We start from the raw sequence: 21,880 nt of genomic DNA on the forward strand, positions 1-21,880 counted from the left end.
ATTAACTGCGTTTTCACCTGTTTTTTTGGCTTTATTCCTTAGCTTTCGCTAAAGTAGCAAAAAAACAGGAGATCCAAACAACATGCAAAAATTTGCACCTTCTTTATTAGCAGTTGGCTTAGCTGCTGCACTTGTAGGTTGCCAAGAAAACGGCCCGCAAGACGATAAAATAACAATCAACAAAAATCCTTACCCAAGCACTTATCAGCCCGTTTCTACATCAAGCACACTTATTACAAATGCAACAGTACTTACAGGTACTGGTGAGCGTTTAGATGAGGCTGATGTATTACTTGTTGACGGCAAAGTACAACAAGTTGGTAAAGACTTAACTGCTACTGCTGATATTACAATTGATGCACAAGGCAAATGGGTAACACCGGGTATTATTGACGTACATTCACATTTAGGTGCATACCCAAGCCCTTCGGTTGAGTCGCATCAAGATGGTAACGAAATGACCAGCCCTAACACTGCAGAAGTGTGGGTTGAGCATTCTGTTTGGCCACAAGATCCAGGCTTTAATCGTGCACGCGAAGGCGGCATTACTTCTCTACAAATTTTACCAGGCTCAGCTAACTTATTTGGTGGACGCGGCGTTACGCTTAAAAACGTCCCTGCACACACTATGCAAGGTATGAAATTTCCAGAGGCGCCGTATGGTTTAAAAATGGCGTGTGGTGAAAACCCTAAACGTGTTTATGGTCGTCAAGGTGTATTGCCTTCAACTCGTATGGGTAATATGGCTGGTTATCGTATGGCGTGGGCTGAAGCCGCTGAATACAAACGTGCATGGGATAAGTACGATGCCGATTATGAAGCAGGTTTAAACCCAGAAGCACCAGTACGTGATATTAAACACGATACGCTTCGTGGTGTGCTTGAGGGCGAAGTACGTATTCATAATCATTGTTATAAAGCTGAAGAAATGGCAATGATGATTGACCTGTCAAAAGAATTTAATTACGACGCGGGTACATTCCATCACGGTGTAGAAGCATATAAAATTGCTGACCTACTTGCTGAGAATGGCTCGTGTGCTGCACTTTGGCCAGACTGGTGGGGTTTTAAAATGGAAGCCTACGACATGGTTCAAGAAAACGTAGCTATTGTTGATGCGGTTAAAAATTCATGTGCAGTTGTTCACTCAGATTCAGATACTACTATTCAGCGCTTAAACCAAGAAGCTGGCAAGGTTATGTACCGTGCTAACGAAAACGGTTTTGATATTTCTGAGCAACACGCTATTAAATGGATCACGGCTAACGCTGCTAAATCGCTAGGTATTGATGACAAAACAGGTTCACTAGAAGCAGGTAAGCAGGGCGATGTTGTTATTTGGAATCAAAGCCCATTTAGTGTTTATGCTAAAGCTGAACAAGTGTTTGTTGATGGTGCAAAAGTTTACGATAGAAACGACAGCGCGTATCAAGCAACAAGTGATTTTATGTTAGGTCAACAATAAGGAGCACCCAGAATGAAAAATTTATCACGTTCGTTTTCGCTTTCTCTGGTTGCTGCAGGATTATTAGCATCTGGTGCTGTAAGCGCACAATCGCTAGCAATTATTAATGCAACATTGCATACGTCATCTGATCAAGGTGTATTAGAAGCGGCAAGCATTGTAATGACAGATGGTAAAATCACAGCGATTAACCCAACTGAAATTAAAGTAGATCAAATTATTGATGCAAAGGGCCAAATTGTAACCCCTGGCTTTATTGCAAGTGTAAATCAACTTGGTTTAGTTGAGGTAAGTGCAGTTGCGGGCTCTCGCGATGCAGGCGAGGAAAAAGCCAGTATTGATTTTGACGTAAGTCTTGCTTACAACGCACATTCAAGCTTAATACCTTACGCTCGTAAAGGCGGTGTAACACGCGATGTCATTACCCCTCATGGCGGCGATAGCATTTTTTCAGGCCTTGCGAGTGTTGTTGATTTAAGTGGTAGTTTTGACAGCGACATGCAAAAACAAGCGGCTTTAATTGTTTACTTAGGTGAGCGCAGTAAAGGCTCTCGTGCTTTTACTTTGCAAACACTGATTAATAAACTTGATGAGCACAAAACTAAAGCTGGTAAAAAAGCTAAAAAAGATGACGACAAGCCAAGTACTGAAGACAAAGTAATGGCAAAAGTACTCAGTGGCGAAATGCCATTAGTGGTTGGCGTATCACGTGCGGCAGATATTATTGAGCTTATTAAAGTAAAAGAGCAATTTGGTATTAACTTAGTACTTAACGGCGCACAAGACGCTGTTGTAGTAAAAGAGCGCGTTGCTAAAGCAAATATCCCAGTAATTATTAGTGCAATGGACAGCTTACCAGCAAGTTTTGATTCGCTTCATGCGAGTTTAGATAATGCAGGTGTGCTAGAAAAAGCAGGCGTTAAAGTATTATTAACGGTAGGTGGTGATGCAAGTCACAACATTTATCAGCTGCGTTTTGATGCTGGTAATGCAGTATCGTATGGTATGAGCCAAGAAGGTGCGTTAAAAGCGGTTACATCAAACGTTGCTGATGTATTTGGCATTAATGCAGGTAGTCTTGAAGTAGGTAAAGCTGCTGATGTAGTAATGTGGAGTAATGACCCGTTTGAACTAAGCAGCCACGTGAACAAAATGTTTATTAATGGGGTTGAGGTATCTACACAATCTCGCCAAGATAAACTGCGTGATCGTTATACGACTGATTCAAAAATGCCACGTGCATATACTAAATAATTAATAAATTTAATTATTTTAAAGGCCGCTATTTTATAAATAGCGGCCTTTTTTAAAGTTTATACCAATCCGCAATAATACTTAATCATTTTGCGGGGCTAAACGTGTCACTACCTGTGTTAAAAAATTCTCATTTACGACTGCATGGATGCAGAAGGTAGAGCAATGCAGGAGCAATTGCCGAGAACGACTAAATAGCAAATTTTTTGCCTAGCTATCAACACGTTTTTCCATCCTAAAAATAGATCACTTAATTAAGCGAATTGGTATTAGACATAAAAAAGCCGCTTACTTTTACAAGTAAGCGGCTTTTAAATTTAAACTAATATTTATACTAATTTAGCAAGAATATCGTTAAATGTAGTGCTTGGACGCATCGCTTTAAAGGCTGCATCATCGTTAGGCTGGAAGTAACCGCCTAAATCAACTGCAGGGCCTTGCGCATCGTTAAGTTCACTTACGATTTGTTCTTTATTAGACTCAAGATCGCTAGCAATTTGAGTAAACTGTGCTTTAAGTTCACTGTCATCATTTTGCTTAGCAAGTTCTTGTGCCCAGAATAAAGATAGGAAGAAATGAGAACCACGGTTATCAATTTCTTTCACTTTACGTGAAGGAGACTTGTTTTCTGCAAGGAAAGTACCAGTCGCTTTATCTAGTGTATCAGCAAGAACTTGTGCCTTGTTGTTACCTGTAGTTACGCTTAGGTGCTCAAGAGATGCAGCAAGTGCTAAAAATTCACCTAAAGAATCCCAACGTAAGTGGTTTTCTTTTTCGAATTGTTGAACATGCTTAGGTGCAGAACCACCTGCGCCAGTTTCAAATAATCCACCACCGTTCATAAGTGGAACAATTGAAAGCATTTTAGCACTCGTACCTAGCTCTAAAATTGGGAATAAATCTGTAAGGTAATCACGTAAAACGTTACCTGTTACAGAAATAGTATCTTTACCTTCTTTAATACGCGCTAGTGAGAACAACGTTGCTTCAAGCGGTGCTAAAATTTGAATATCTAGGCCAGCTGTATCGTGATCTGGTAGGTATTTATTTACTTTTTTGATTAGCTCTGCATCATGTGCACGGTTTTCGTCTAACCAGAAAATAGCTGGAACGCCTGTTGCGCGTGCACGATTTACTGCAAGCTTAACCCAATCTTGGATTGGTGCGTCTTTAACCTGACACATGCGCCAAATATCGCCTTGCTCAACACTGTGCTCAAGTAATGTATTACTATTTGCATCAACAACACGGATAGAACCATCTGCTTTAGCTTCAAACGTTTTATCGTGTGAACCGTATTCTTCAGCTTTTTGAGCCATAAGGCCAACGTTAGGTACGCTACCCATAGTTGTTGGATCAAACGCGCCATTTACTTTACAAAAATCAATAGTTGCTTGGTAAATACCTGAGTAACAACGATCTGGAATTACAAAGCTAGTGTCTTGTAATTTACCATCGTTATTCCACATTTGACCGCTTGAACGGATTGCAGCAGGCATAGAAGCATCGATGATCACGTCACTTGGTACGTGTAGGTTTGTAATACCACGGTCAGAATCAACCATAGCAATAGCAGGGCGGCTGGCGTAAACAGCTTGAATGTCTGCTTCAATTTCTTCGCGCTTAGCATCGTCTAATGTTTGAATTTTAGAATATACATCGCCTAAACCATTATTTACATCAACACCTAGCTCTTCAAAAAGCTCACCGTGTTTAGCAAATACATCTTTGTAGAATACTTTTACAGCGTGACCAAAGATAATTGGATCAGATACTTTCATCATTGTCGCTTTCATGTGAAGCGAGAATAAAACACCTTTTTCTTTAGCAGCGTCAATTTCAGCAGCTAAGAAAGCTTGAAGCTTAGAAGCGCTGATGCTTGATGCATCAATAACTTCGCCAGCTAAAAGAGGCGTGCTTTGTTTAAGTACAGAAACATCGCCGTTAGTTGCAACATGTTCAATACGTACATCAGTGGCTGTATCAACAGTTACAGACTTTTCTGAACCAAAGAAGTCGCCTTCGCTCATGCTTGCAACATAAGACTCTGAATCTTTGCTCCACGCACCCATTGAATGTGGGTTGTTACGTGCATATTCTTTTACAGAACCTGGTGCGCGACGATCTGAGTTACCTTCACGTAGTACTGGGTTTACTGCACTGCCTTTGATTTTGTCGTAAGCAGCTTGAATTGCTTTTTCTTCATCATTTTTAGGTTCAACAGGGTATTCTGGAAGAGCGTAACCTTTTGCTTGAAGCTCTTTAATTACAGCGCGAAGCTGTGGTACAGATGCACTGATGTTTGGTAATTTGATGATGTTTGCTTCTGGTGTTTTAGCAAGCTCGCCAAGTTCAGCAAGTGCATCACTAATGCGTTGTTCTTGTGTTAAATAATCAGGGAAGCTAGCAATTACACGACCTGCTAATGAGATATCGCGAGTTTCAACTTCAACACCGGCCGCATTTGTATATGCTTGGATGATCGGTAGCAACGAGTAAGTTGCTAGTGCCGGAGCTTCGTCCGTTTTTGTATAGATAATTTTTGATGTCATCATCATTCCTAGATAGTAGACCGAAAAGGTCTTATTCAACAATGCAAAGAAAATCATTACTAATGAGTGAGTACATATTATTAAACAAGTTAATGAATACATACGCTCGTAATGAATAGTTTGTTAGGTGTTGGTACTCAGCGTTGCTCTTTTATAAAAGCAGAATAGTCACACCTGACGAACTGGAATTGTATTTATAGCTAAAAAATTAACAAAAATAAATCAGCCTTTAGCCTAGTACATATAAAAGAGGCGACAAGTTGGATTAGTTGCTGCGTTAATACGCAATTTTTAGCACCAAGAGTGTAACAAGCTTAAATAAAAAGGGCTAGAGGTTGAGCATGCCCAATAAGCAGTTAAACAATCAACTCTTAGAACATTGGGGTATATAAAATAAATTCAAGGAAAAGGGTTGAATTTGAATGAAAAGAGGCAATAAATAGGGGAGAAGAGATAAGTTAGTATGCTTAAGGAATTAAGCGAGGATCTTAAAAGGTCACTCGCTTTAGTCGAACAAAACAATAGTCACTCAATAATGTCACCATCTGGGGCAATATTTTTAGCGTGTAGACCTTTAGGTCCTTGTTCTAATTCGAATGTTACATCTTGACCAGCTTTAAGCGTTTTATAACCGTCCATTACAATTGTTGAGTAATGAGCGAAAATATCATTCTCGCAGCCGTCTTCTACGATGAAACCAAAACCTTTAGCGTTGTTGAACCATTTAACTTTACCGCAAGCCATACTTCTACATCCTTCAATAAGTTGACTAATTTAGTTATTCTAAATTGTATTATTTGCTAGACTGACTAAGGTTTAATCAATCTACGTTTGACTGTAGTTTATTTAGCCAACCAGTCAAGTGTTTTGAGTTATTTTTTTTAACATTTTATTTATTTTTTATTCAAGTTTGCTTGAGTTACAAAGACAAGACTATATTTAATTATGAGTGGTATGAAAGATTCAGGTGTTATCGATACAGTTCGCGACAGCGAAAAGCAAAAGCTACAGCCGCCGCGAAAATATAAAGTTGTTTTAAATAACGACGACTACACGCCGATGGACTTTGTAATAGAAGTTTTAACGACGTTTTTTAATATGGATAGCGATAGAGCAACCGACGTGATGCTTCAGGTTCATGAAAAAGGTAAGGGTATATGTGGTGTTTACAGCGCTGACGTAGCCCACACCAAAGCTGAACAAGTTAACCGCTACGCGCGTGATAACGAGCATCCACTGCTTTGTAGTTGTGAGCAGGAATAAATACCAATTAGGGTGATCAAACATCCGATTGTTGTGGTATAAATTATTATCTCAGTAAGGGGTTGCCAATGCTAAACAAAGACTTAGAACTCACATTAAATGCCGCGTTTCGTGAAGCGCGCACTCGCCGTCATGAGTTTATGACCGTAGAGCACCTTTTACTTGCGCTGTTAGATAATCCTTCTGCAGGAGAAGCCCTAAACGCGTGTGGTGTTAATATTTCTGGTTTAAAAACCGAATTATTAGAATTTATTGACGAAACAACACCCGTCATTCCAGATTTAGAAGAAGAGCGTGAAACTCAGCCAACACTTGGCTTTCAACGTGTATTACAACGCGCTGTGTTCCATGTGCAATCGTCAGGTAAAAATGAAGTCACTGGCGTGAATGTGCTAGTTGCTATTTTTTCTGAGCAAGAAAGCCAAGCTGTATATTTACTTAAAAAGCATGATGTATCGCGTTTAGACATCGTTAACTTTATTTCGCATGGTATTTCTAAAGCAGATGATGAATTAGGCAACGACAGCGACGATATTCATGATGAAGTGCAAGAAGTTCAAAATGAAGAAGCAAGCAAGCTAGACAGCTTTACAACTAATTTAAACGTTCAAGCCCGTGAAGGTAACATTGACCCACTGATCGGTCGCGACAGCGAAGTAGAGCGCACGGTACAAGTATTGTGTCGTCGTAAAAAGAATAACCCATTACTTGTTGGTGAAGCGGGCGTTGGTAAAACAGCTATTGCTGAAGGCTTAGCGTATCGCATTGTTAATAAGCAAGTACCAGAAGTAATTGCAGATGCCGTTGTGTACTCGCTAGATATGGGTGCATTGCTTGCGGGTACTAAATACCGTGGCGACTTTGAAAAGCGTTTTAAAAGCTTACTAAAAGAGCTACAAGCAGAGCCTGGATCTATTTTATTTATTGATGAAATACATACTATTATTGGTGCCGGCGCGGCGTCTGGTGGTGTTATGGACGCATCAAACTTGCTTAAACCACTCCTTTCAAGTGGTAAGCTACGTTGTATGGGTTCAACAACTTACAACGAGTATAAAAATATTTTTGAGAAAGACCGTGCATTAGTACGTCGCTTTCAAAAAATTGATGTACTTGAGCCAAGTGTTGCCGATACCACTAAAATATTAAATGGATTAAAAGAGCGTTACGAAGAGCACCATGGTATTCGTTACACTCAAAAAGCATTAAAAGCAGCTGCAGAGCTTAGTGCTAAATATATTAATGAGCGCCATTTGCCAGATAAAGCAATTGATGTAATTGATGAAGCGGGTGCAAGTCAGCGCTTGCAACCTAGCTCTAAACGTAAAAAAACCATTGGCGTGGCAGATATAGAACTAATTATATCTAAAATGGCACGTATCCCAGCGCAAAGCGTCTCGTCGACAGATAAAGAAACGCTTAAAAACTTAGACCGTAACCTTAAAATGCTCGTGTTTGGGCAAGATCAATCTATTGATGCGCTTACATCAGCTATTCGCTTATCTCGCTCTGGTTTATCGAGCGAAGAAAAACCAGTAGGTTCGTTCTTGTTTGCAGGCCCAACCGGTGTGGGTAAAACAGAAGTAACTAAGCAACTTGCTAAATGTATGGGTGTTGAGTTTATTCGTTTTGATATGTCGGAATATGTAGAACGCCATGCAATAAGCCGATTAATTGGTGCACCACCAGGGTATGTTGGTTTTGAACAAGGTGGTTTATTAACAGAAGCTGTGATTAAAAATCCACATGCAGTTGTACTACTAGATGAGATTGAAAAAGCGCATCCAGACATTTACAACATTTTGCTACAGGTTATGGATCACGGTACGTTAACCGATAATAACGGTCGTAAAGCTGATTTTAGAAACGTAGTGGTTGTAATGACTACCAATGCGGGCGTTCAAGAAACTACGCGTAAGTCGATTGGTTTTACAGAGCAAGATCATACGCACGATGCAATGGGTGCAATTAATAAAGTATTTTCACCAGAATTTAGAAACCGTTTAGATAACATCATTTGGTTTAATCACCTTGAACGTGAAGTTATTTTACTGGTGGTTGATAAATTTATTGTGGAACTGCAAGCGCAGCTCGATAAAAAATCGGTTAATCTTGAGCTTACGTCTAAAGCACGTGAGTGGTTGGCAGATAAAGGCTACGATAAAGCAATGGGTGCACGTCCAATGGCACGTGTTATTCAAGAAGAGCTTAAAAAGCAATTAGCTAACGAAATACTGTTTGGTGAACTTGTTGATGGCGGTACGGTTAAAGTATCAGTTAAAGACAAGAAGATTCGCTTTGATTACGAGAGTAATTTAACACCAGCGTAAAACGTTAATTAAATAATCTAGTTAAATAAAATGGCCCGCTACATAATAGCGGGCCATTTTTTTGCCCTTTTTATAGGCAACAAAAAACCCAGCAAAAACTGGGCTTTTTGTTTATTAAATGTAATTGCTAGTCAATGTCTATCAATTACATTTAATAAACGCTTAAAGCTAGTAAAACACTAGCCAAAAACTAAATCTCGTTTACGCACTTACTTAGCGAGCACGGAATACGATACGACCCTTTGATAAATCGTAAGGAGTCATTTCTACCGTTACTTTATCGCCGGTTAAAATACGGATATAGTTTTTGCGCATTTTGCCTGAAATATGAGCCACAACTACGTGACCATTTTCTAGCTCAACTCGGAACATTGTATTTGGTAAAGTATCAAGGACTGTCCCTTGCATTTCGATTACGTCTTCTTTCGCCATGTTTAGCGTAACACCTCTTTAATAGTTAAACGCTGCAGATTTTGCCCAAAATACTCCAATAAGTAAAGGCGCAGGGGCTATATTTGCAAATTAAATAGCCACCCACTCATCATTGAGCTGTTTTTGAGCAGGTAAAAACTGAGTTTTGTACTTCATTTTGTCGCATTCATCAATTTGATAGCCTAAGTACACGTATTGCTTATTTTGCTCTTTAGCAAACTTTAGCTGCTCTAATATCATCACAGAGCCTAAACTATAGTGTTCAAAGTCGGGATCAAAAAAGGTATAAATTGCAGAAATAGCGCTATTCATACAATCAGTTACGGCAACCGCGACTAAAGTATCTTGGTGCCACAATTCAATAAATGTGATCTTGAGCCAACTACAAAGCAAAAAACTTTGAAACTGTTCTTTTTCAGGAGGGTACATACTTCCATCCTGATGACGCATCGTTATGTATTTACTATAGAGCGGATAATACTCAGGTCGCTCTTGCGTTGAATATTTTACCTCAAACTGTGTTTTTGCTTTGTTTAGTTTACGTTTTTGCGATTTTGAGGGCATAAAGTCTTGTGCTAATACACGCACAGAACTACATGCGCTGCATATTGGGCAGTGCGGACGGTATATTTGGTTACCACTGCGACGAAATCCCAAGCCTAATAATGACTCAAATTTGTCGGTGCTGTAGCAACTAGGATCAAGAATAACTAAAAGTTGCTCTTGTCTGTTGGGTAAATAGCTACAGTCAAACTCTTGGGTTAAACCAACACGTGCAGGAAGTTGCTCATTCATAGATTGCGTCAAGTTCTTGTGGCTCCCACATAATAGGGTTAACAGTATAGTTATGTGCAGCTTTTAGTTTAGTCAAAAATGTGGAACGGGGGATTACTTTTGCACCTAGGGTCATTAAATAAGGGTTTTCTAACTGGCAATCAATAAAGTGTGCATTATGCCGTTTAAGCCAATTTACCAATGCCCACATAGCAAGTTTGGAGCAATTGGTTTGATGATGAAACATCGACTCGCCACAAAATACCCCATTTTGCATTATGCCGTATAAGCCACCTGCAAGCTCTCCGTTACTCCACACCTCTAAACTATGTGCAATGCCTGCATGGTGCGCGTTAACGTAAGCGTCGAGCATTTCAGAGGTGATCCAGGTGCCATCGGTATCAATGCGTTGATCTCGACAGGCTTCTATCACTTCCTCAAAGGCATTATTAATGGTTACTCTAACAGGGTGTTTTTTTAAATGCTTACGCAGGCTCTTACTTATATGAAAATCATTAAGCTCAAAAATGCCTCGCTCACTTGGCGACCACCACATAATAGGCTCATCTTCACTAAACCAAGGGAATACTCCGCTTTTGTAGGCATTACTTAGCCGAGGCAAGCTTAAATCTCCACCAATTGCTAACAAGCCATCAGGGGATTCTAATGCGTATTCCGGATTGGGGAATGCTATATCGGTTTCGCTTAATTGGTATAGCTGATTTCTCATACAGTACTTATTTTATAATTGATCGTAAAAGTGTAACTATATTTTAGACATAAAAAAAGGGCTGAATAATCAGCCCCTCTAAATTATTTTGACCGCTTATAGATTATCTAAGAAACGTTCAGCATCAAGTGCAGCCATACAGCCTGTACCCGCTGATGTGATTGCTTGACGGTAAATATGGTCTGACACATCACCTGCAGCAAAAACGCCTTCTACGCTTGTTTGAGTCGCATTACCGTGAAGACCAGACTCTACAACTAAGTAGCCATCTTTCATTTCTAGTTGACCAACAAACATATCGGTATTTGGCTTGTGACCAATAGCAATAAATACGCCGGCTAAATCAAGCTCTTCAGTTGCATCAGAGTGTGCATCTTTAATACGTACGCCTGTTACGCCCATTTGGTCGCCTAATACTTCGTCAAGCGTACGGTTGTAATGCATTACGACATTACCGTTTGCTGCTTTTTCAGCAAGGCGGTCAGCTAATATTTTTTCACTGCGGAAACTATCACGGCGGTGAATAACATGTACTTCGTCAGCAATGTTAGATAAGTAAAGCGCTTCTTCAACCGCTGTATTACCACCACCAACAACCGCTACTTTTTGACCTTTATAGAAAAAACCGTCACATGTAGCACACGCCGAAACACCACGGCCTTGGAAATTAGTTTCTGACTCTAAGCCTAAGTATTTAGCAGATGCACCGGTTGCAATGATTAACGCATCACATGTGTAAGTACCTTGGTCGCCAATTAGTGTGAAAGGGCGCTTAGATACATCTACTTTATTAATGTGATCAAATATGATTTCAGTTTCAAAGCGCTCAGCATGCTCTTTCATACGATCCATTAATGCAGGGCCTGTTAAACCGTGTGCATCACCTGGCCAGTTTTCAACTTCAGTCGTGGTTGTTAATTGACCACCTTGTTGAATGCCTGTAATTAAAACAGGGTTTAAATTTGCACGTGCTGCATATACTGCGGCAGTATAACCAGCTGGGCCAGAGCCTAAAATTAGTAGCTTACAATGTTTTGCTTCAGTCATTATTTTTCCTAAACGTTTAATACGGTGTTCAATATGCTCATTAATGCGCTTGATTCTAAGAAAAACAAGGCAGATGTAAACAAAATCCGCGATTATTTTTTTTCTTAAATCGAAAAGCTGTGCAGTATTGTGTACTAGAGTTCTGTGCTTTTACAGTTAAAATGCCTAAGTAGCTCAATAAATAGACTAACAGGCAACAAAACAGCGTTATTTCATGACCCCTTTGATTTTTTTTGTTATGTTTTACCTAATTTTATTTGTCACTGATAGATTATGTGACCTAAGCAAATAGGCAACTATGTTATTTTGGCAGGAAAAACCCGCATTCGGGTTGACTTCAAAAGACGTTAACGTCTTAACCAATGCGCAAGATTACCGAACGCAATTGCTACGCTTGATAGCGAACGCAAAAAAACGAATTTATATTACTGCGTTGTATTTACAAGATGACGAAGCAGGTCGCGAAATTTTAGAAGCGCTGCATCGTGTGTCATTGGCAAACCCCGCACTAGAGGTAAAAGTGCTGGTGGATTTTCATCGTGCGCAACGTGGATTAATTGGCGCTGATAAATCAGACGGTAACGCAAGTTTATACTGTGACGATTTAGAAAAGTTTAAATCGAACGTACAAGTTTATGGCGTACCTGTAAAAGCTAAAGAATTGTTTGGCGTATTGCATTTAAAAGGTTTTGTAATTGACGACACCTTACTTTACAGCGGCGCAAGTTTAAATAACGTGTACTTGCAGCATAACGAACGCTACAGACTCGATCGCTACTTTTTAATAACGCAGAGCGAACTGTGTGACTCCGTAGTTGATTTTATTGAGACAAAGCTACTTAGTTCAGTGGCTGTGCCACGCATTGACACACGACCGCTTAAGCGTTTGCACGACTTTAAGCTTGATCAAAAGCAATTAATGCGTGATTTAAAAGTCGCAAGTTATAACGCAGCAGAGCAGCTAAATACGAAAGCATTAGGTATTCGCTTATTTTTAGGGCTTGGGCGTCGTAATAACGAGTTAAATCGTTTAATAAAAGCGTTATTTGATACAACAGAGCAAGAGCTTGTGTTGTATACGCCATACTTCAATTTTCCGGCACCGCTTATGCGATCGCTGCGCCGATTATTAAAGCAAGGCAAGCAAGTGACTATTGTTGTAGGCGATAAAACAGCAAATGACTTTTATTTACCGCCAAGCGAGCCGTTTAGTAAAATAGGGGCATTACCTTATTTATACGAAACTATTTTGCATAAGTTTGTAAAAACGCAAAAGCGTCATATCGATAACGGTAATTTAAATGTGTACCTGTGGAAAGATGAAAGCAATTCGTTTCATTTAAAAGGTATTTGTTCAGATAGAACAAAGCATTTACTGAGCGGGCATAACTTAAATCCGCGTGCATGGGGTCTTGATATCGAAAACGGTATTTTAATAGAAGATCCAGAGCAAACAATTATGGATGCTATTGATAACGAAAAGCAGGAAATTTTACAACACTGCCGCCGTTTAACTGGCCCAGATGATTTAGAAACGATGGATGATTACCCACAGCCAGTTAAAAAACTACTTGGCCAAGCTAAGCGCGTAAAAGTAGATTTTATAATTAAGCGTTTTATCTAAACCAGTTTATCTAAATAAGTTTATATAAATCTGAAATTTAAATACAAAAAAAGCAGCTAATTAGCTGCTTTTTTTATGGTTGTAGTTAGGTAGCTACATACTTAATACCAACCTAACTACAAAACGCTAAATTATGCGTTTTCTACCGCTGTGCGTGGGTCAACATATTCCATGTTGAACGCTTCTGCTACTTCTTTGTAAGTTACTTGGCCTTTAATTACGTTTAAGCCTTTTAAGAAGTGAGCGTCATCTAGTAGCGCCTTTTTATAACCTTTGTTTGCAAGGTTAATGATGAAAGGCAATGTTGCATTGTTAAGTGCAAACGTAGATGTGCGTGGAACAGCACCTGGCATGTTAGCAACACAGTAGTGAACAACTTCATCAACGATGAAAGTAGGATCTGCATGCGTAGTTGCTTTAGAAGTAGCAATACAGCCACCTTGGTCGATTGCAACGTCAACAATTGCAGAACCAGGTTTCATTGCTTTAATGTGTTCAGCAGTTACTAGTTTAGGTGCAGCAGCACCTGGAATTAGTACGCCACCAATTACTAAGTCAGCTTCTAGTACATGTTTTTCTAGTGCATCAGCAGTTGAATAAATAGCTTTTACTTTATTACCAAATTGCGCATCTAGTGCACGTAAAACGTCGATGTTACGGTCAAGAACGACAACTTCAGCACCAAGGCCAACAGCCATTTGCGCTGCACTACGACCAACCATGCCGCCGCCAATGATAACAACTTTAGCTGCTTCAACGCCTGGTACGCCACCTAGTAGCATGCCACGACCGTGGTTAGATTTTTCTAGCGCTTGTGCACCAGCTTGAATAGACATACGACCAGCAACTTCGCTCATAGGAGCAAGAAGCGGTAAACCACCGCGAGAGTCAGTTACAGTTTCGTATGCAATACAAATAGCTTTGCTTTTTACAAGGTCTTCAGTTTGTGGAAGATCAGGTGCAAGGTGTAAGTAAGTGAAAAGAATTTGGTCTTCACGTAGCATTGCACGTTCAACAGCTTGTGGCTCTTTTACTTTTACAATCATGTCTGCTTTAGCGAAAACGTCAGCAGCAGTTGCTAAAATTTCAGCACCCGCTAGCGTGTAATCTTCGTTAGTAAAACCAATACCCATGCCTGCATCAGTTTCTACAATCACTTGATGACCGTGGTTTACTAATTCACGAACACTCGCAGGAACCATACCTACACGGTATTCATGGTTTTTAATTTCTTTAGGAACACCAATAATCATATCATTTGCCTTATTAAGAACGGATTAACATTTTTCACTATTATATTCATCATAAGCCCGTGTGTCTCACCTTTTTTAAAGTCAAATCTAGTGTTATCATCTATATAACAAAAATAAACAGCACAAAAAACTAGTTGGTACTATGCATCAGTTATTAGATAGAATTGACCGTAAAATTTTAATGGAATTACAGCACGATGGACGCTTGTCAAATGTTGAACTGGCCAGACGAGTTGGCCTAAGCGCCACGCCCTGTCTGGAGCGAGTGAAAAAGCTAGAACGAGAAGGCTACATACTTGGCTATAAAGCAGTGGTCGATCCAGCTAAGCTTGGGCAAGGTTTATCGGTGTATGTAGAAGTAACAATTACTAAAACATCTCCCGACGTATTTGATGAGTTTAGTGCGGCCGTTAAAAAGCACGAAGAAATTATCGAATGTCATTTAGTATCGGGTAATTTTGATTTTTTACTTAAAACGCGCGTAAATGATATGTCAGAATACCGTGGTGTATTAGGTGACATATTATTAAAATTGCCTAACGTTAGTGAAAGCCGAACTTATGTAGTAATGGAAGAAGTAAAAGGTGAAGAAGGTGTAATTATTCGTCCTTATATTACTTAAGGTTATTTATATTAGCTGCGTCATTTACTTATATAAGCTCAAATTATAAAAACTTGTTCATAATCAGGCCATCAAGGTTAAGATAAAGTGCAACAAATTGCATTTCCTGCTAAGGTATTTCACTGCTAAGTAAGTGTGAATAAAAATAGAATAATAAAGAGGAATAGGGAACTATGCGCCTAAACGGTGTGCAAAGACTATTAGAAACAGGGCTGATTATCAGCACCTTTACGGCAATATTTATTTTATGTGCCTTGATCAGCTTTGATCCAGCAGATGCTGCATGGTCGCAAACTAGTTTTAGCGAAGTAAGCAACATCACAGGAGCAGCCGGTGCATGGATAGCCGACATTTTATTACTCACCTTTGGTTGGTTGGCTTACTTAGTGCCGGCGGCCATTCAGCTATTTGGCTACTTGCTATTTAAACAACCTCACCGCATTTTACAGCTTGATTACACCACCTTAGCGCTGCGTGTTATTGGTTTTGCTTTATTTATTACCTCAGCTACCGCTATTAGTAGTATCAATTTTGACGATATTTATAACTTTTCCTCTGGTGGGGTAGTGGGCGATGTTATTGCATCAGCCATGATGCCTGCGTTTAACTTTACCGGTACATCTATATTATTGCTGTGTTTCTTTTTTGCTGGGCTTACCTTATTAACGGGTGTATCGTGGGTTGATTTTGTAGATTACCTTGGCGATTTAATGGTTAGGTTTTACCGCTTTATTGTATCGTACGCAAAAGGTTGGATGCACCGAGAACACGCTGCGGGCAAAGCAAATAATAACGATGAAGCTGATGCGCACTTTGAAGACGATATCCATGAGCAAATAGAGCTGCCTACATCAGCTAAAAAAGCAGAGAAACAAAAAGCAATTAATAAACCGCAAACACCGTTTAATGAGCCTCAAATTAGTGACGAGTTTATGCCGTTTGACGAGCTTGACGACATACTCGATCAAGAAATTGGCTTTAGCGCCATAGACGACGAACCAATGGACACGGCCGCTGCGCTAAACGCGCTTGACCAAAGCCCAGTTGTAGAGCCAGAAAAACCAGTTACAACAGTGGTATCGCCAGCAAGACCAATGCCTAAATCAAAAGCGCAATATCAACCACCGCCAACGGCTAAAGAAAAGTTTGAGCAATTATTAACGCAAGAACCACCACCGGGGCCATTACCGTCGCTCGATTTACTCGACAGACCGGATAAAGCTAAAAACCCAATTTCGCAAGAAGAGCTCGATACAGTATCGCGCTTAGTAGAGACAAAACTACTCGACTTTAACGTTCAAGCTAAAGTTGTTGCTGTATACCCAGGGCCAGTTGTTACACGTTTTGAGCTAGATTTAGCACCCGGCATTAAAGTATCTAAAATTACAGGCTTAGCTAAAGACTTAGCCCGTTCGCTTTCGGCAATTAGTGTACGTGTTGTAGAAGTTATACCAGGTAAAACGTATGTAGGTATTGAGCTTCCTAATAAACACCGCGAAATAGTACGTTTATCAGAAGTAATAAACGCGCCTAAATTTGAGCAAAACCCTTCGCCACTTACCATGGTGTTAGGTAAAGATATTGCCGGTCAGCCTGTATGTGCTGACCTTGGTAAAATGCCACACTTATTAGTAGCAGGTACAACCGGTTCAGGTAAATCAGTGGGCGTTAATGTCATGATAGTAAGCTTGCTGTACAAATCAGGTCCTGACGATGTACGTATGATTATGATTGACCCTAAAATGCTTGAGCTTTCAGTATACGAAGGCATTCCGCATTTATTGTGTGAAGTAGTTACCGACATGAAAGAAGCGGCCAACGCACTGCGTTGGTGTGTAGGCGAAATGGAACGCCGTTATAAATTAATGTCAGCATTAGGTGTACGTAACTTAAAAGGTTACAACCAAAAAGTGCTTGAAGCCAAAGAAGCGGGTTACCCAATTCTTGACCCATTATTTAAAGACACAGATGGCATGAAAGAAGGCCCAGACGAGCTAGGTAAATTACCAAGTATTGTTGTAGTAATTGACGAATTTGCCGACATGATGATGATTGTAGGTAAAAAAGTAGAAGAACTTATTGCACGTATTGCCCAAAAAGCACGTGCGGCTGGTATTCACTTAATACTGGCAACTCAGCGCCCATCGGTTGATGTAATTACAGGTTTAATTAAAGCAAATATACCAACACGTATGGCGTTTCAGGTATCAAGTAAAATAGATTCGCGCACCATACTTGATCAACAAGGCGCCGAAAACCTGCTGGGTATGGGCGACATGCTTTATTTACCACCAGGTACTAGCGTACCAGAGCGTGTGCATGGCGCGTTTGTAGACGACCATGAAGTACATGCCGTAGTAAACGATTGGAAAGCGCGTGCAAAACCAAATTACGTTGATGAAATACTCAATGGCGATGCAAGCGAGGATATTTTATTACCAGGTGAAGCAAGCGAAAACGCAGACGAAGAAAACGATCCGCTATACGACGAAGCTGTGTCGTTTGTAATAGAAACCGGCAAAGTATCGGTTTCATCAGTACAACGTAAATTACGTGTTGGCTATAACCGCGCAGCACGCCTAGTAGAACAAATGGAAACATCGGGTATCGTGAGTTCACCAGGCCATAACGGTGCTCGCGATGTATTAGTACCTAATGGAGCAAATTCATGAAAAAAGTTAATGCCTTATTATTAGTGTTAGGCAGCGTACTAGCTGCACCAAGCTTTGCAGATGACAGCCAAGCATTACAAGACCAATTAGCGACATTAAAAAGCTTTAAAGCGCAATTCGCGCAAAAAGTAACAGACAAAGAAGGCCAAGCAGTAATGCAAGGCGAGGGTACAATAGCCCTTCAACAGCCTATGATGATTCGCTGGCAGCAAACTAATCCAGACGATACGTTATTTGTATCAAACGGTGATAAAACATATTACTTCGACAGCTTTGCTGAGCAAGTAACGATTATGAATACCAGCAGCCTAATCGACTCAACACCGTTTGTACTACTTACATCTAAAGACCCAGCACAGTGGGAAAAATACAGCGTACTTGCAACAAGTACAGGCTTTAGCGTAACGCCAAATAAAGGCGTAGAAAGCCAAGTAGAACAACTTGATATAGCGTTTGCAGATAACGAACAAGGCCTTGCTAAATTAGTAGTTACCGACAACTCAGGGCAGCTATCGTCATTTACGTTTAACGATGTACAAGTTAATACACAGCTTGATAAGAGCACTTTTGAATTTACGCCTCCTGAAGGTGTTGAAATAGACGATCAGAGTAACGGTGAGTAATTTAGGATTTAATTTTGGGCCCGATGTACGCCCACTTGCCGCGCGTATGCGCCCTACAACGCTTGACGAGTACATTGGTCAACAGCATTTATTAAGTGCTGACAAACCATTGCATCAAGCCATTGTAGCGGGGCGCTGCCATAGTTTAATTTTGTGGGGCCCGCCGGGTGTTGGTAAAACAACGCTTGCGCAAATAATTGCCAACCATGCTGATGCCTCACTTATTCAAATGTCGGCGGTAACCGCAGGCGTAAAAGATATACGTGACAGCGTAACGCAAGCGCGAGACAACCTAGAAAGCCGTGGCCAACGCACCCTTATGTTTGTTGACGAAGTTCACCGCTTTAATAAATCTCAGCAAGATGCGTTTTTACCGCACATTGAAGACGGCACCTTTATATTTGTAGGTGCTACCACCGAAAACCCCTCGTTTGCCCTTAACAACGCTATATTGTCGCGTGCACGTGTGTATGTTTTAAAATCGCTTGCCGATACCGACTTATATACCGTAATAGAGCGCGCACTTAAGCAAGACGAACAATTAAGCCAAAAGCATATCACTATTGCCGGCAACGCTAAAAAGGCATTGTGCCAAGCAAGTGGTGGCGATGCCCGAAAAGTACTAAATTTACTTGAACAAGCGGTTGATTTAACAACCGAGCAAAACGGTCAATACAACGTAGACGAGCACGTACTTAGCCAAGTGTTACCTACTCATTTAGCTAAATACGATAAAGGCGGCGATGAGTTTTACGATTTAATATCAGCTTTTCATAAATCAGTACGTGGCAGTTCCCCCGATGGTGCGCTTTATTGGTATTGCCGTATTTTAGCTGGTGGTGGCGACCCTTTATATGTTGCAAGGCGTTTACTTGCTATTGCCACCGAAGACATTGGCAACGCCGATCCGCGCGCAATGGAAGTCGCCCTAAACGCATGGGATATATTTCAGCGAGTAGGTCCAAGCGAAGGTGAGCGTGCAATTGCACAAGCCACATTGTATTTAGCCAGTGCACCTAAAAGTAATGCGGTGTATATGGCATTTAATCAAGCCAAAGCAGATGCTCAAAATGAGCCTAGTTACCCTGTGCCAGAGCATTTACGTAATGCCCCAACCAACTTAATGAAAGACTTAGGTTACGGCGCTGAGTACCGCTATGCGCATAACGAAGAAGGCGCATTTGCCGCAGGTGAAAAATATTTACCACCAGAAATGGACGGCAAAGAATATTACTTACCGAGCGAACGCGGACTTGAGCAAAAAATTAAACAAAAACTCGACTACCTAAAAGAGCGCGATGCGCAAAGCCCACTTAAACGGTACGAAAATGATTAAACTTTATATGATGATCGCCCTTGGCGGAGCGTCAGGTGCGTGTTTACGGTTTTTTATTAGCGAAAGCATGCTAAAACTCCTCGGTAGGGGATTCCCTTTTGGCACGTTGACGGTTAATATTCTGGGTTCATTGTTAATGGGCATTTTGTACGGTTTGATAGATAAAGAAATTATCACCGCAAGCCCCGCCAAAACCCTTATCGGTATTGGCTTTTTAGGTGCATTAACCACCTTTTCAACATTCTCAATGGACTCGTTGTTGTTATTACAACAAGGTCACTTTATTAAAATGGCCCTCAATATCATCTTAAACGTGATGGTGTGTATTTTTATGGCTTGGCTGGGCCTTCAGCTAGTAATGCAAAAAGGTTAAAAAACTAACATGTTAGATTCTAAATTTTTACGTCAAGACATCGAACAAACTGCAGCACGTTTAGCGGCGCGCGGTTACGAACTCGATGTTGCGACGGTAACGGCACTTGAAGAAAAACGCAAAACATTACAAGTAAAAACGCAAGAACTTCAAAGTCAACGTAATGCAAGCGCAAAAGCAATTGGTCAAGCCAAAGCAAAAGGCGAAGACGCTCAGCCACTACTTGATGCAGTGGCTAACTTAGGCAGTGAGCTAGACGCCGCTAAAACTGAGCAAGATGCAGTATTAGCCGCAATTAACGACATTGCTTTAGCAATTCCAAACTTGCCAGACGAGTCAGTACCAGCGGGCAAAGACGAAGACGACAACGTTGAAATTTTAACGTGGGGCATACCTAAAAAATTCGATTTTGAAGTTAAAGACCACGTAGATGTAGGTCAAGACCTAAACGGTTTAGATTTTGAAATGGGCGTTAAAATTAGTGGCGCACGCTTTACTGTAATGCGTGGCCAAGTTGCGCGTATGCACCGTGCACTAACGCAATTTATGCTAGATACACACGCTGATAAAAACGGCTACACAGAAATGTATGTACCGTACCTAGTAAATAGCGCAAGCCTTTATGGCACAAGCCAACTACCTAAATTTGCGGGCGATTTATTCCACACATTAGGCCTTGTAAATGACGACGGCGAACAACAAGCCGGCTTTAGCTTAATTCCTACAGCTGAAGTACCGCTTACAAACAGCGCCCGCGACGAAATTTACGATGAAAGCGCTTTACCAATTCGCTTAGTTGCTCACACTCCGTGTTTCAGAAGTGAAGCAGGCAGCTATGGTCGCGATACACGTGGCTTAATTCGTCAACACCAGTTTGATAAAGTTGAACTTGTACAGCTTGTAAAACCAGAAGACTCAATGGCAACGCTTGAAGAGTTAACAGGGCACGCAGAGCAAATACTACAAGCACTTGACCTACCATACCGTAAAGTAATTTTATGTATGGGCGACATGGGCTTTGGCTCAGCTAAAACATACGATTTAGAAGTATGGTTACCTGCGCAAGATACATACCGCGAAATTTCATCATGTTCAAACATGGCTGACTTTCAGGCGCGTAGAATGCAAGCACGTTTTCGTCGTGAAGGTGTTAAAAAGCCAGAGTTACTACATACACTAAATGGTTCAGGCTTAGCCGTTGGCCGTACACTAGTAGCGATACTAGAAAACTACCAACAAGCCGATGGTACAGTTGTTGTGCCAGAGGTTTTACGCCCATACATGGGTGGACTTGAAGTAATTGGTAAACAATAAAAATCAAGTTTAAGTTAAGCAAGCTTTAAGCTTGTAAATCTTAAGACGAAAGCCGCTGTTTGCAATGAACAGCGGCTTTTTTGTTTTAGGTTAAAGGCAAAAGCTTAGAGAAAAATTTAAGTTATCTTATTAATAATATCGCTTACACCTATTTTATGGCTCATTACTTTTTTGTCCGATATTACTGATCTCTACCATTTTGGGGTATTTCTACAT

18 protein-coding genes are annotated in these 21,880 nt (G+C 40.6%); 11 read left to right on the forward strand and 7 right to left on the reverse strand.

The annotated features are described in order from the left end of the window. Nucleotides 1–82: 82 nt before the first annotated feature. Both GQR54_RS05675 and GQR54_RS05680 read left to right on the forward strand, forming a co-directional pair. Nucleotides 83–1,465: an amidohydrolase gene (locus tag GQR54_RS05675; RefSeq protein WP_007585115.1), complete on the forward strand. Its 1,383-nt coding sequence runs from the start codon at nucleotides 83–85 to the stop codon at nucleotides 1,463–1,465. A gap of 12 nt (nucleotides 1,466–1,477) precedes the next feature. Continuing rightward, on the forward strand, nucleotides 1,478–2,719 hold the full coding sequence (locus tag GQR54_RS05680) for an amidohydrolase family protein (RefSeq protein ID WP_166376810.1): 1,242 nt from the start codon (nucleotides 1,478–1,480) through the stop codon (nucleotides 2,717–2,719). Nucleotides 2,720–3,048: 329 nt separating this feature from the next. Here GQR54_RS05680 and GQR54_RS05685 read toward each other — a convergent pair whose 3' ends face one another. Beyond that, entirely contained in the window at nucleotides 3,049–5,271 is a 2,223-nt protein-coding gene (locus GQR54_RS05685) for an NADP-dependent isocitrate dehydrogenase (RefSeq protein ID WP_166376811.1), read from the reverse strand. A 525-nt stretch (nucleotides 5,272–5,796) separates the two neighbouring features. Continuing rightward, on the reverse strand, nucleotides 5,797–6,015 hold the full coding sequence (cspD, locus tag GQR54_RS05690; protein WP_002962500.1) for a cold shock domain-containing protein CspD: 219 nt from the start codon (nucleotides 6,013–6,015) through the stop codon (nucleotides 5,797–5,799). 210 nt (nucleotides 6,016–6,225) lie between these two features. On the opposite strand from cspD, the gene clpS reads away from it, so the two are divergent. Both clpS and clpA read left to right on the forward strand, forming a co-directional pair. Further along, nucleotides 6,226–6,534 carry an ATP-dependent Clp protease adapter ClpS gene (gene clpS, locus GQR54_RS05695; RefSeq protein WP_007585109.1) on the forward strand — a complete coding sequence of 103 codons (309 nt, stop codon included), beginning with the start codon at nucleotides 6,226–6,228 and terminating at the stop codon, nucleotides 6,532–6,534. Between the two features lie 68 nt (nucleotides 6,535–6,602). Further along, nucleotides 6,603–8,864: an ATP-dependent Clp protease ATP-binding subunit ClpA gene (gene clpA, locus GQR54_RS05700; protein ID WP_007585108.1), complete on the forward strand. Its 2,262-nt coding sequence runs from the start codon at nucleotides 6,603–6,605 to the stop codon at nucleotides 8,862–8,864. Nucleotides 8,865–9,077: 213 nt separating this feature from the next. On the opposite strand, the gene infA is transcribed toward clpA, so the two are convergent. The 4 genes from infA to trxB all read right to left on the reverse strand — a co-directional run bounded on the left by infA (nucleotide 9,078) and on the right by trxB (nucleotide 11,847). Beyond that, nucleotides 9,078–9,296 (reverse strand): translation initiation factor IF-1, encoded by a 219-nt coding sequence (gene infA, locus GQR54_RS05705; RefSeq protein WP_002962494.1) that lies wholly within the window; start codon nucleotides 9,294–9,296, stop codon nucleotides 9,078–9,080. Between the two features lie 90 nt (nucleotides 9,297–9,386). Continuing rightward, on the reverse strand, nucleotides 9,387–10,091 hold the full coding sequence (locus tag GQR54_RS05710) for an arginyltransferase (protein ID WP_010552618.1): 705 nt from the start codon (nucleotides 10,089–10,091) through the stop codon (nucleotides 9,387–9,389). Then, complete coding sequence (gene aat / locus GQR54_RS05715; RefSeq protein WP_166376812.1) at nucleotides 10,084–10,800, reverse strand: leucyl/phenylalanyl-tRNA--protein transferase; 717 nt, start codon at nucleotides 10,798–10,800, stop codon at nucleotides 10,084–10,086. Before aat ends, GQR54_RS05710 begins: the two co-directional genes overlap by 8 nt. A gap of 96 nt (nucleotides 10,801–10,896) precedes the next feature. Beyond that, nucleotides 10,897–11,847 (reverse strand): thioredoxin-disulfide reductase, encoded by a 951-nt coding sequence (trxB, locus tag GQR54_RS05720; protein ID WP_166376813.1) that lies wholly within the window; start codon nucleotides 11,845–11,847, stop codon nucleotides 10,897–10,899. A 298-nt stretch (nucleotides 11,848–12,145) separates the two neighbouring features. Between trxB and pssA the strand changes: the two genes are divergently transcribed. Next, entirely contained in the window at nucleotides 12,146–13,471 is a 1,326-nt protein-coding gene (pssA, locus tag GQR54_RS05725) for a CDP-diacylglycerol--serine O-phosphatidyltransferase (protein WP_165734839.1), read from the forward strand. 131 nt (nucleotides 13,472–13,602) lie between these two features. On the opposite strand, the gene ald is transcribed toward pssA, so the two are convergent. After that, complete coding sequence (gene ald, locus GQR54_RS05730) at nucleotides 13,603–14,724, reverse strand: alanine dehydrogenase (protein ID WP_010552621.1); 1,122 nt, start codon at nucleotides 14,722–14,724, stop codon at nucleotides 13,603–13,605. Nucleotides 14,725–14,866: 142 nt separating this feature from the next. On the opposite strand from ald, the gene lrp reads away from it, so the two are divergent. From lrp to serS, 6 genes are all read left to right on the forward strand, one after another. Next, entirely contained in the window at nucleotides 14,867–15,346 is a 480-nt protein-coding gene (gene lrp / locus GQR54_RS05735; RefSeq protein WP_007582985.1) for a leucine-responsive transcriptional regulator Lrp, read from the forward strand. Between the two features lie 173 nt (nucleotides 15,347–15,519). Beyond that, complete coding sequence (locus tag GQR54_RS05740; RefSeq protein ID WP_166376814.1) at nucleotides 15,520–18,018, forward strand: DNA translocase FtsK 4TM domain-containing protein; 2,499 nt, start codon at nucleotides 15,520–15,522, stop codon at nucleotides 18,016–18,018. Beyond that, nucleotides 18,015–18,641 (forward strand): outer membrane lipoprotein chaperone LolA, encoded by a 627-nt coding sequence (lolA, locus tag GQR54_RS05745; protein ID WP_166376815.1) that lies wholly within the window; start codon nucleotides 18,015–18,017, stop codon nucleotides 18,639–18,641. The genes GQR54_RS05740 and lolA overlap by 4 nt, the downstream gene beginning before the upstream one ends. Next, nucleotides 18,634–19,977 (forward strand): replication-associated recombination protein A, encoded by a 1,344-nt coding sequence (locus GQR54_RS05750; RefSeq protein ID WP_166376816.1) that lies wholly within the window; start codon nucleotides 18,634–18,636, stop codon nucleotides 19,975–19,977. Before lolA ends, GQR54_RS05750 begins: the two co-directional genes overlap by 8 nt. Further along, the gene (crcB, locus tag GQR54_RS05755; protein ID WP_021032117.1) at nucleotides 19,970–20,350 is read left to right on the forward strand and encodes a fluoride efflux transporter CrcB; all 381 of its coding nucleotides are present in this window, start codon (nucleotides 19,970–19,972) and stop codon (nucleotides 20,348–20,350) included. Before GQR54_RS05750 ends, crcB begins: the two co-directional genes overlap by 8 nt. Nucleotides 20,351–20,359: 9 nt before the next feature. Further along, nucleotides 20,360–21,664 (forward strand): serine--tRNA ligase, encoded by a 1,305-nt coding sequence (gene serS / locus GQR54_RS05760; protein WP_166376817.1) that lies wholly within the window; start codon nucleotides 20,360–20,362, stop codon nucleotides 21,662–21,664. Nucleotides 21,665–21,880: the final 216 nt, after the last annotated feature.

Origin of the sequence: Pseudoalteromonas sp. Z9A4 (genome assembly GCF_011378845.1) — a bacterium.
Taxonomy (GTDB): Bacteria; Pseudomonadota; Gammaproteobacteria; order Enterobacterales; family Alteromonadaceae; genus Pseudoalteromonas; species Pseudoalteromonas arctica.

Bases quoted from the DNA above. Each gene is read 5' to 3' on its own strand.
- GQR54_RS05675 (WP_007585115.1), top strand. From the start codon at position 83: ATGCAAAAATTTGCACCTTCTTTATTAGCAGTTGGCTTAGCTGCTGCA.
- GQR54_RS05680 (WP_166376810.1), top strand. From the start codon at position 1,478: ATGAAAAATTTATCACGTTCGTTTTCGCTTTCTCTGGTTGCTGCAGGA.
- GQR54_RS05685 (WP_166376811.1), bottom strand. From the start codon at position 5,271: ATGACATCAAAAATTATCTATACAAAAACGGACGAAGCTCCGGCACTA.
- cspD (WP_002962500.1), bottom strand. From the start codon at position 6,015: ATGGCTTGCGGTAAAGTTAAATGGTTCAACAACGCTAAAGGTTTTGGT.
- clpS (WP_007585109.1), top strand. From the start codon at position 6,226: ATGAAAGATTCAGGTGTTATCGATACAGTTCGCGACAGCGAAAAGCAA.
- clpA (WP_007585108.1), top strand. From the start codon at position 6,603: ATGCTAAACAAAGACTTAGAACTCACATTAAATGCCGCGTTTCGTGAA.
- infA (WP_002962494.1), bottom strand. From the start codon at position 9,296: ATGGCGAAAGAAGACGTAATCGAAATGCAAGGGACAGTCCTTGATACT.
- GQR54_RS05710 (WP_010552618.1), bottom strand. From the start codon at position 10,091: ATGAATGAGCAACTTCCTGCACGTGTTGGTTTAACCCAAGAGTTTGAC.
- aat (WP_166376812.1), bottom strand. From the start codon at position 10,800: ATGAGAAATCAGCTATACCAATTAAGCGAAACCGATATAGCATTCCCC.
- trxB (WP_166376813.1), bottom strand. From the start codon at position 11,847: ATGACTGAAGCAAAACATTGTAAGCTACTAATTTTAGGCTCTGGCCCA.
- pssA (WP_165734839.1), top strand. From the start codon at position 12,146: ATGTTATTTTGGCAGGAAAAACCCGCATTCGGGTTGACTTCAAAAGAC.
- ald (WP_010552621.1), bottom strand. From the start codon at position 14,724: ATGATTATTGGTGTTCCTAAAGAAATTAAAAACCATGAATACCGTGTA.
- lrp (WP_007582985.1), top strand. From the start codon at position 14,867: ATGCATCAGTTATTAGATAGAATTGACCGTAAAATTTTAATGGAATTA.
- GQR54_RS05740 (WP_166376814.1), top strand. From the start codon at position 15,520: ATGCGCCTAAACGGTGTGCAAAGACTATTAGAAACAGGGCTGATTATC.
- lolA (WP_166376815.1), top strand. From the start codon at position 18,015: ATGAAAAAAGTTAATGCCTTATTATTAGTGTTAGGCAGCGTACTAGCT.
- crcB (WP_021032117.1), top strand. From the start codon at position 19,970: ATGATTAAACTTTATATGATGATCGCCCTTGGCGGAGCGTCAGGTGCG.
- serS (WP_166376817.1), top strand. From the start codon at position 20,360: ATGTTAGATTCTAAATTTTTACGTCAAGACATCGAACAAACTGCAGCA.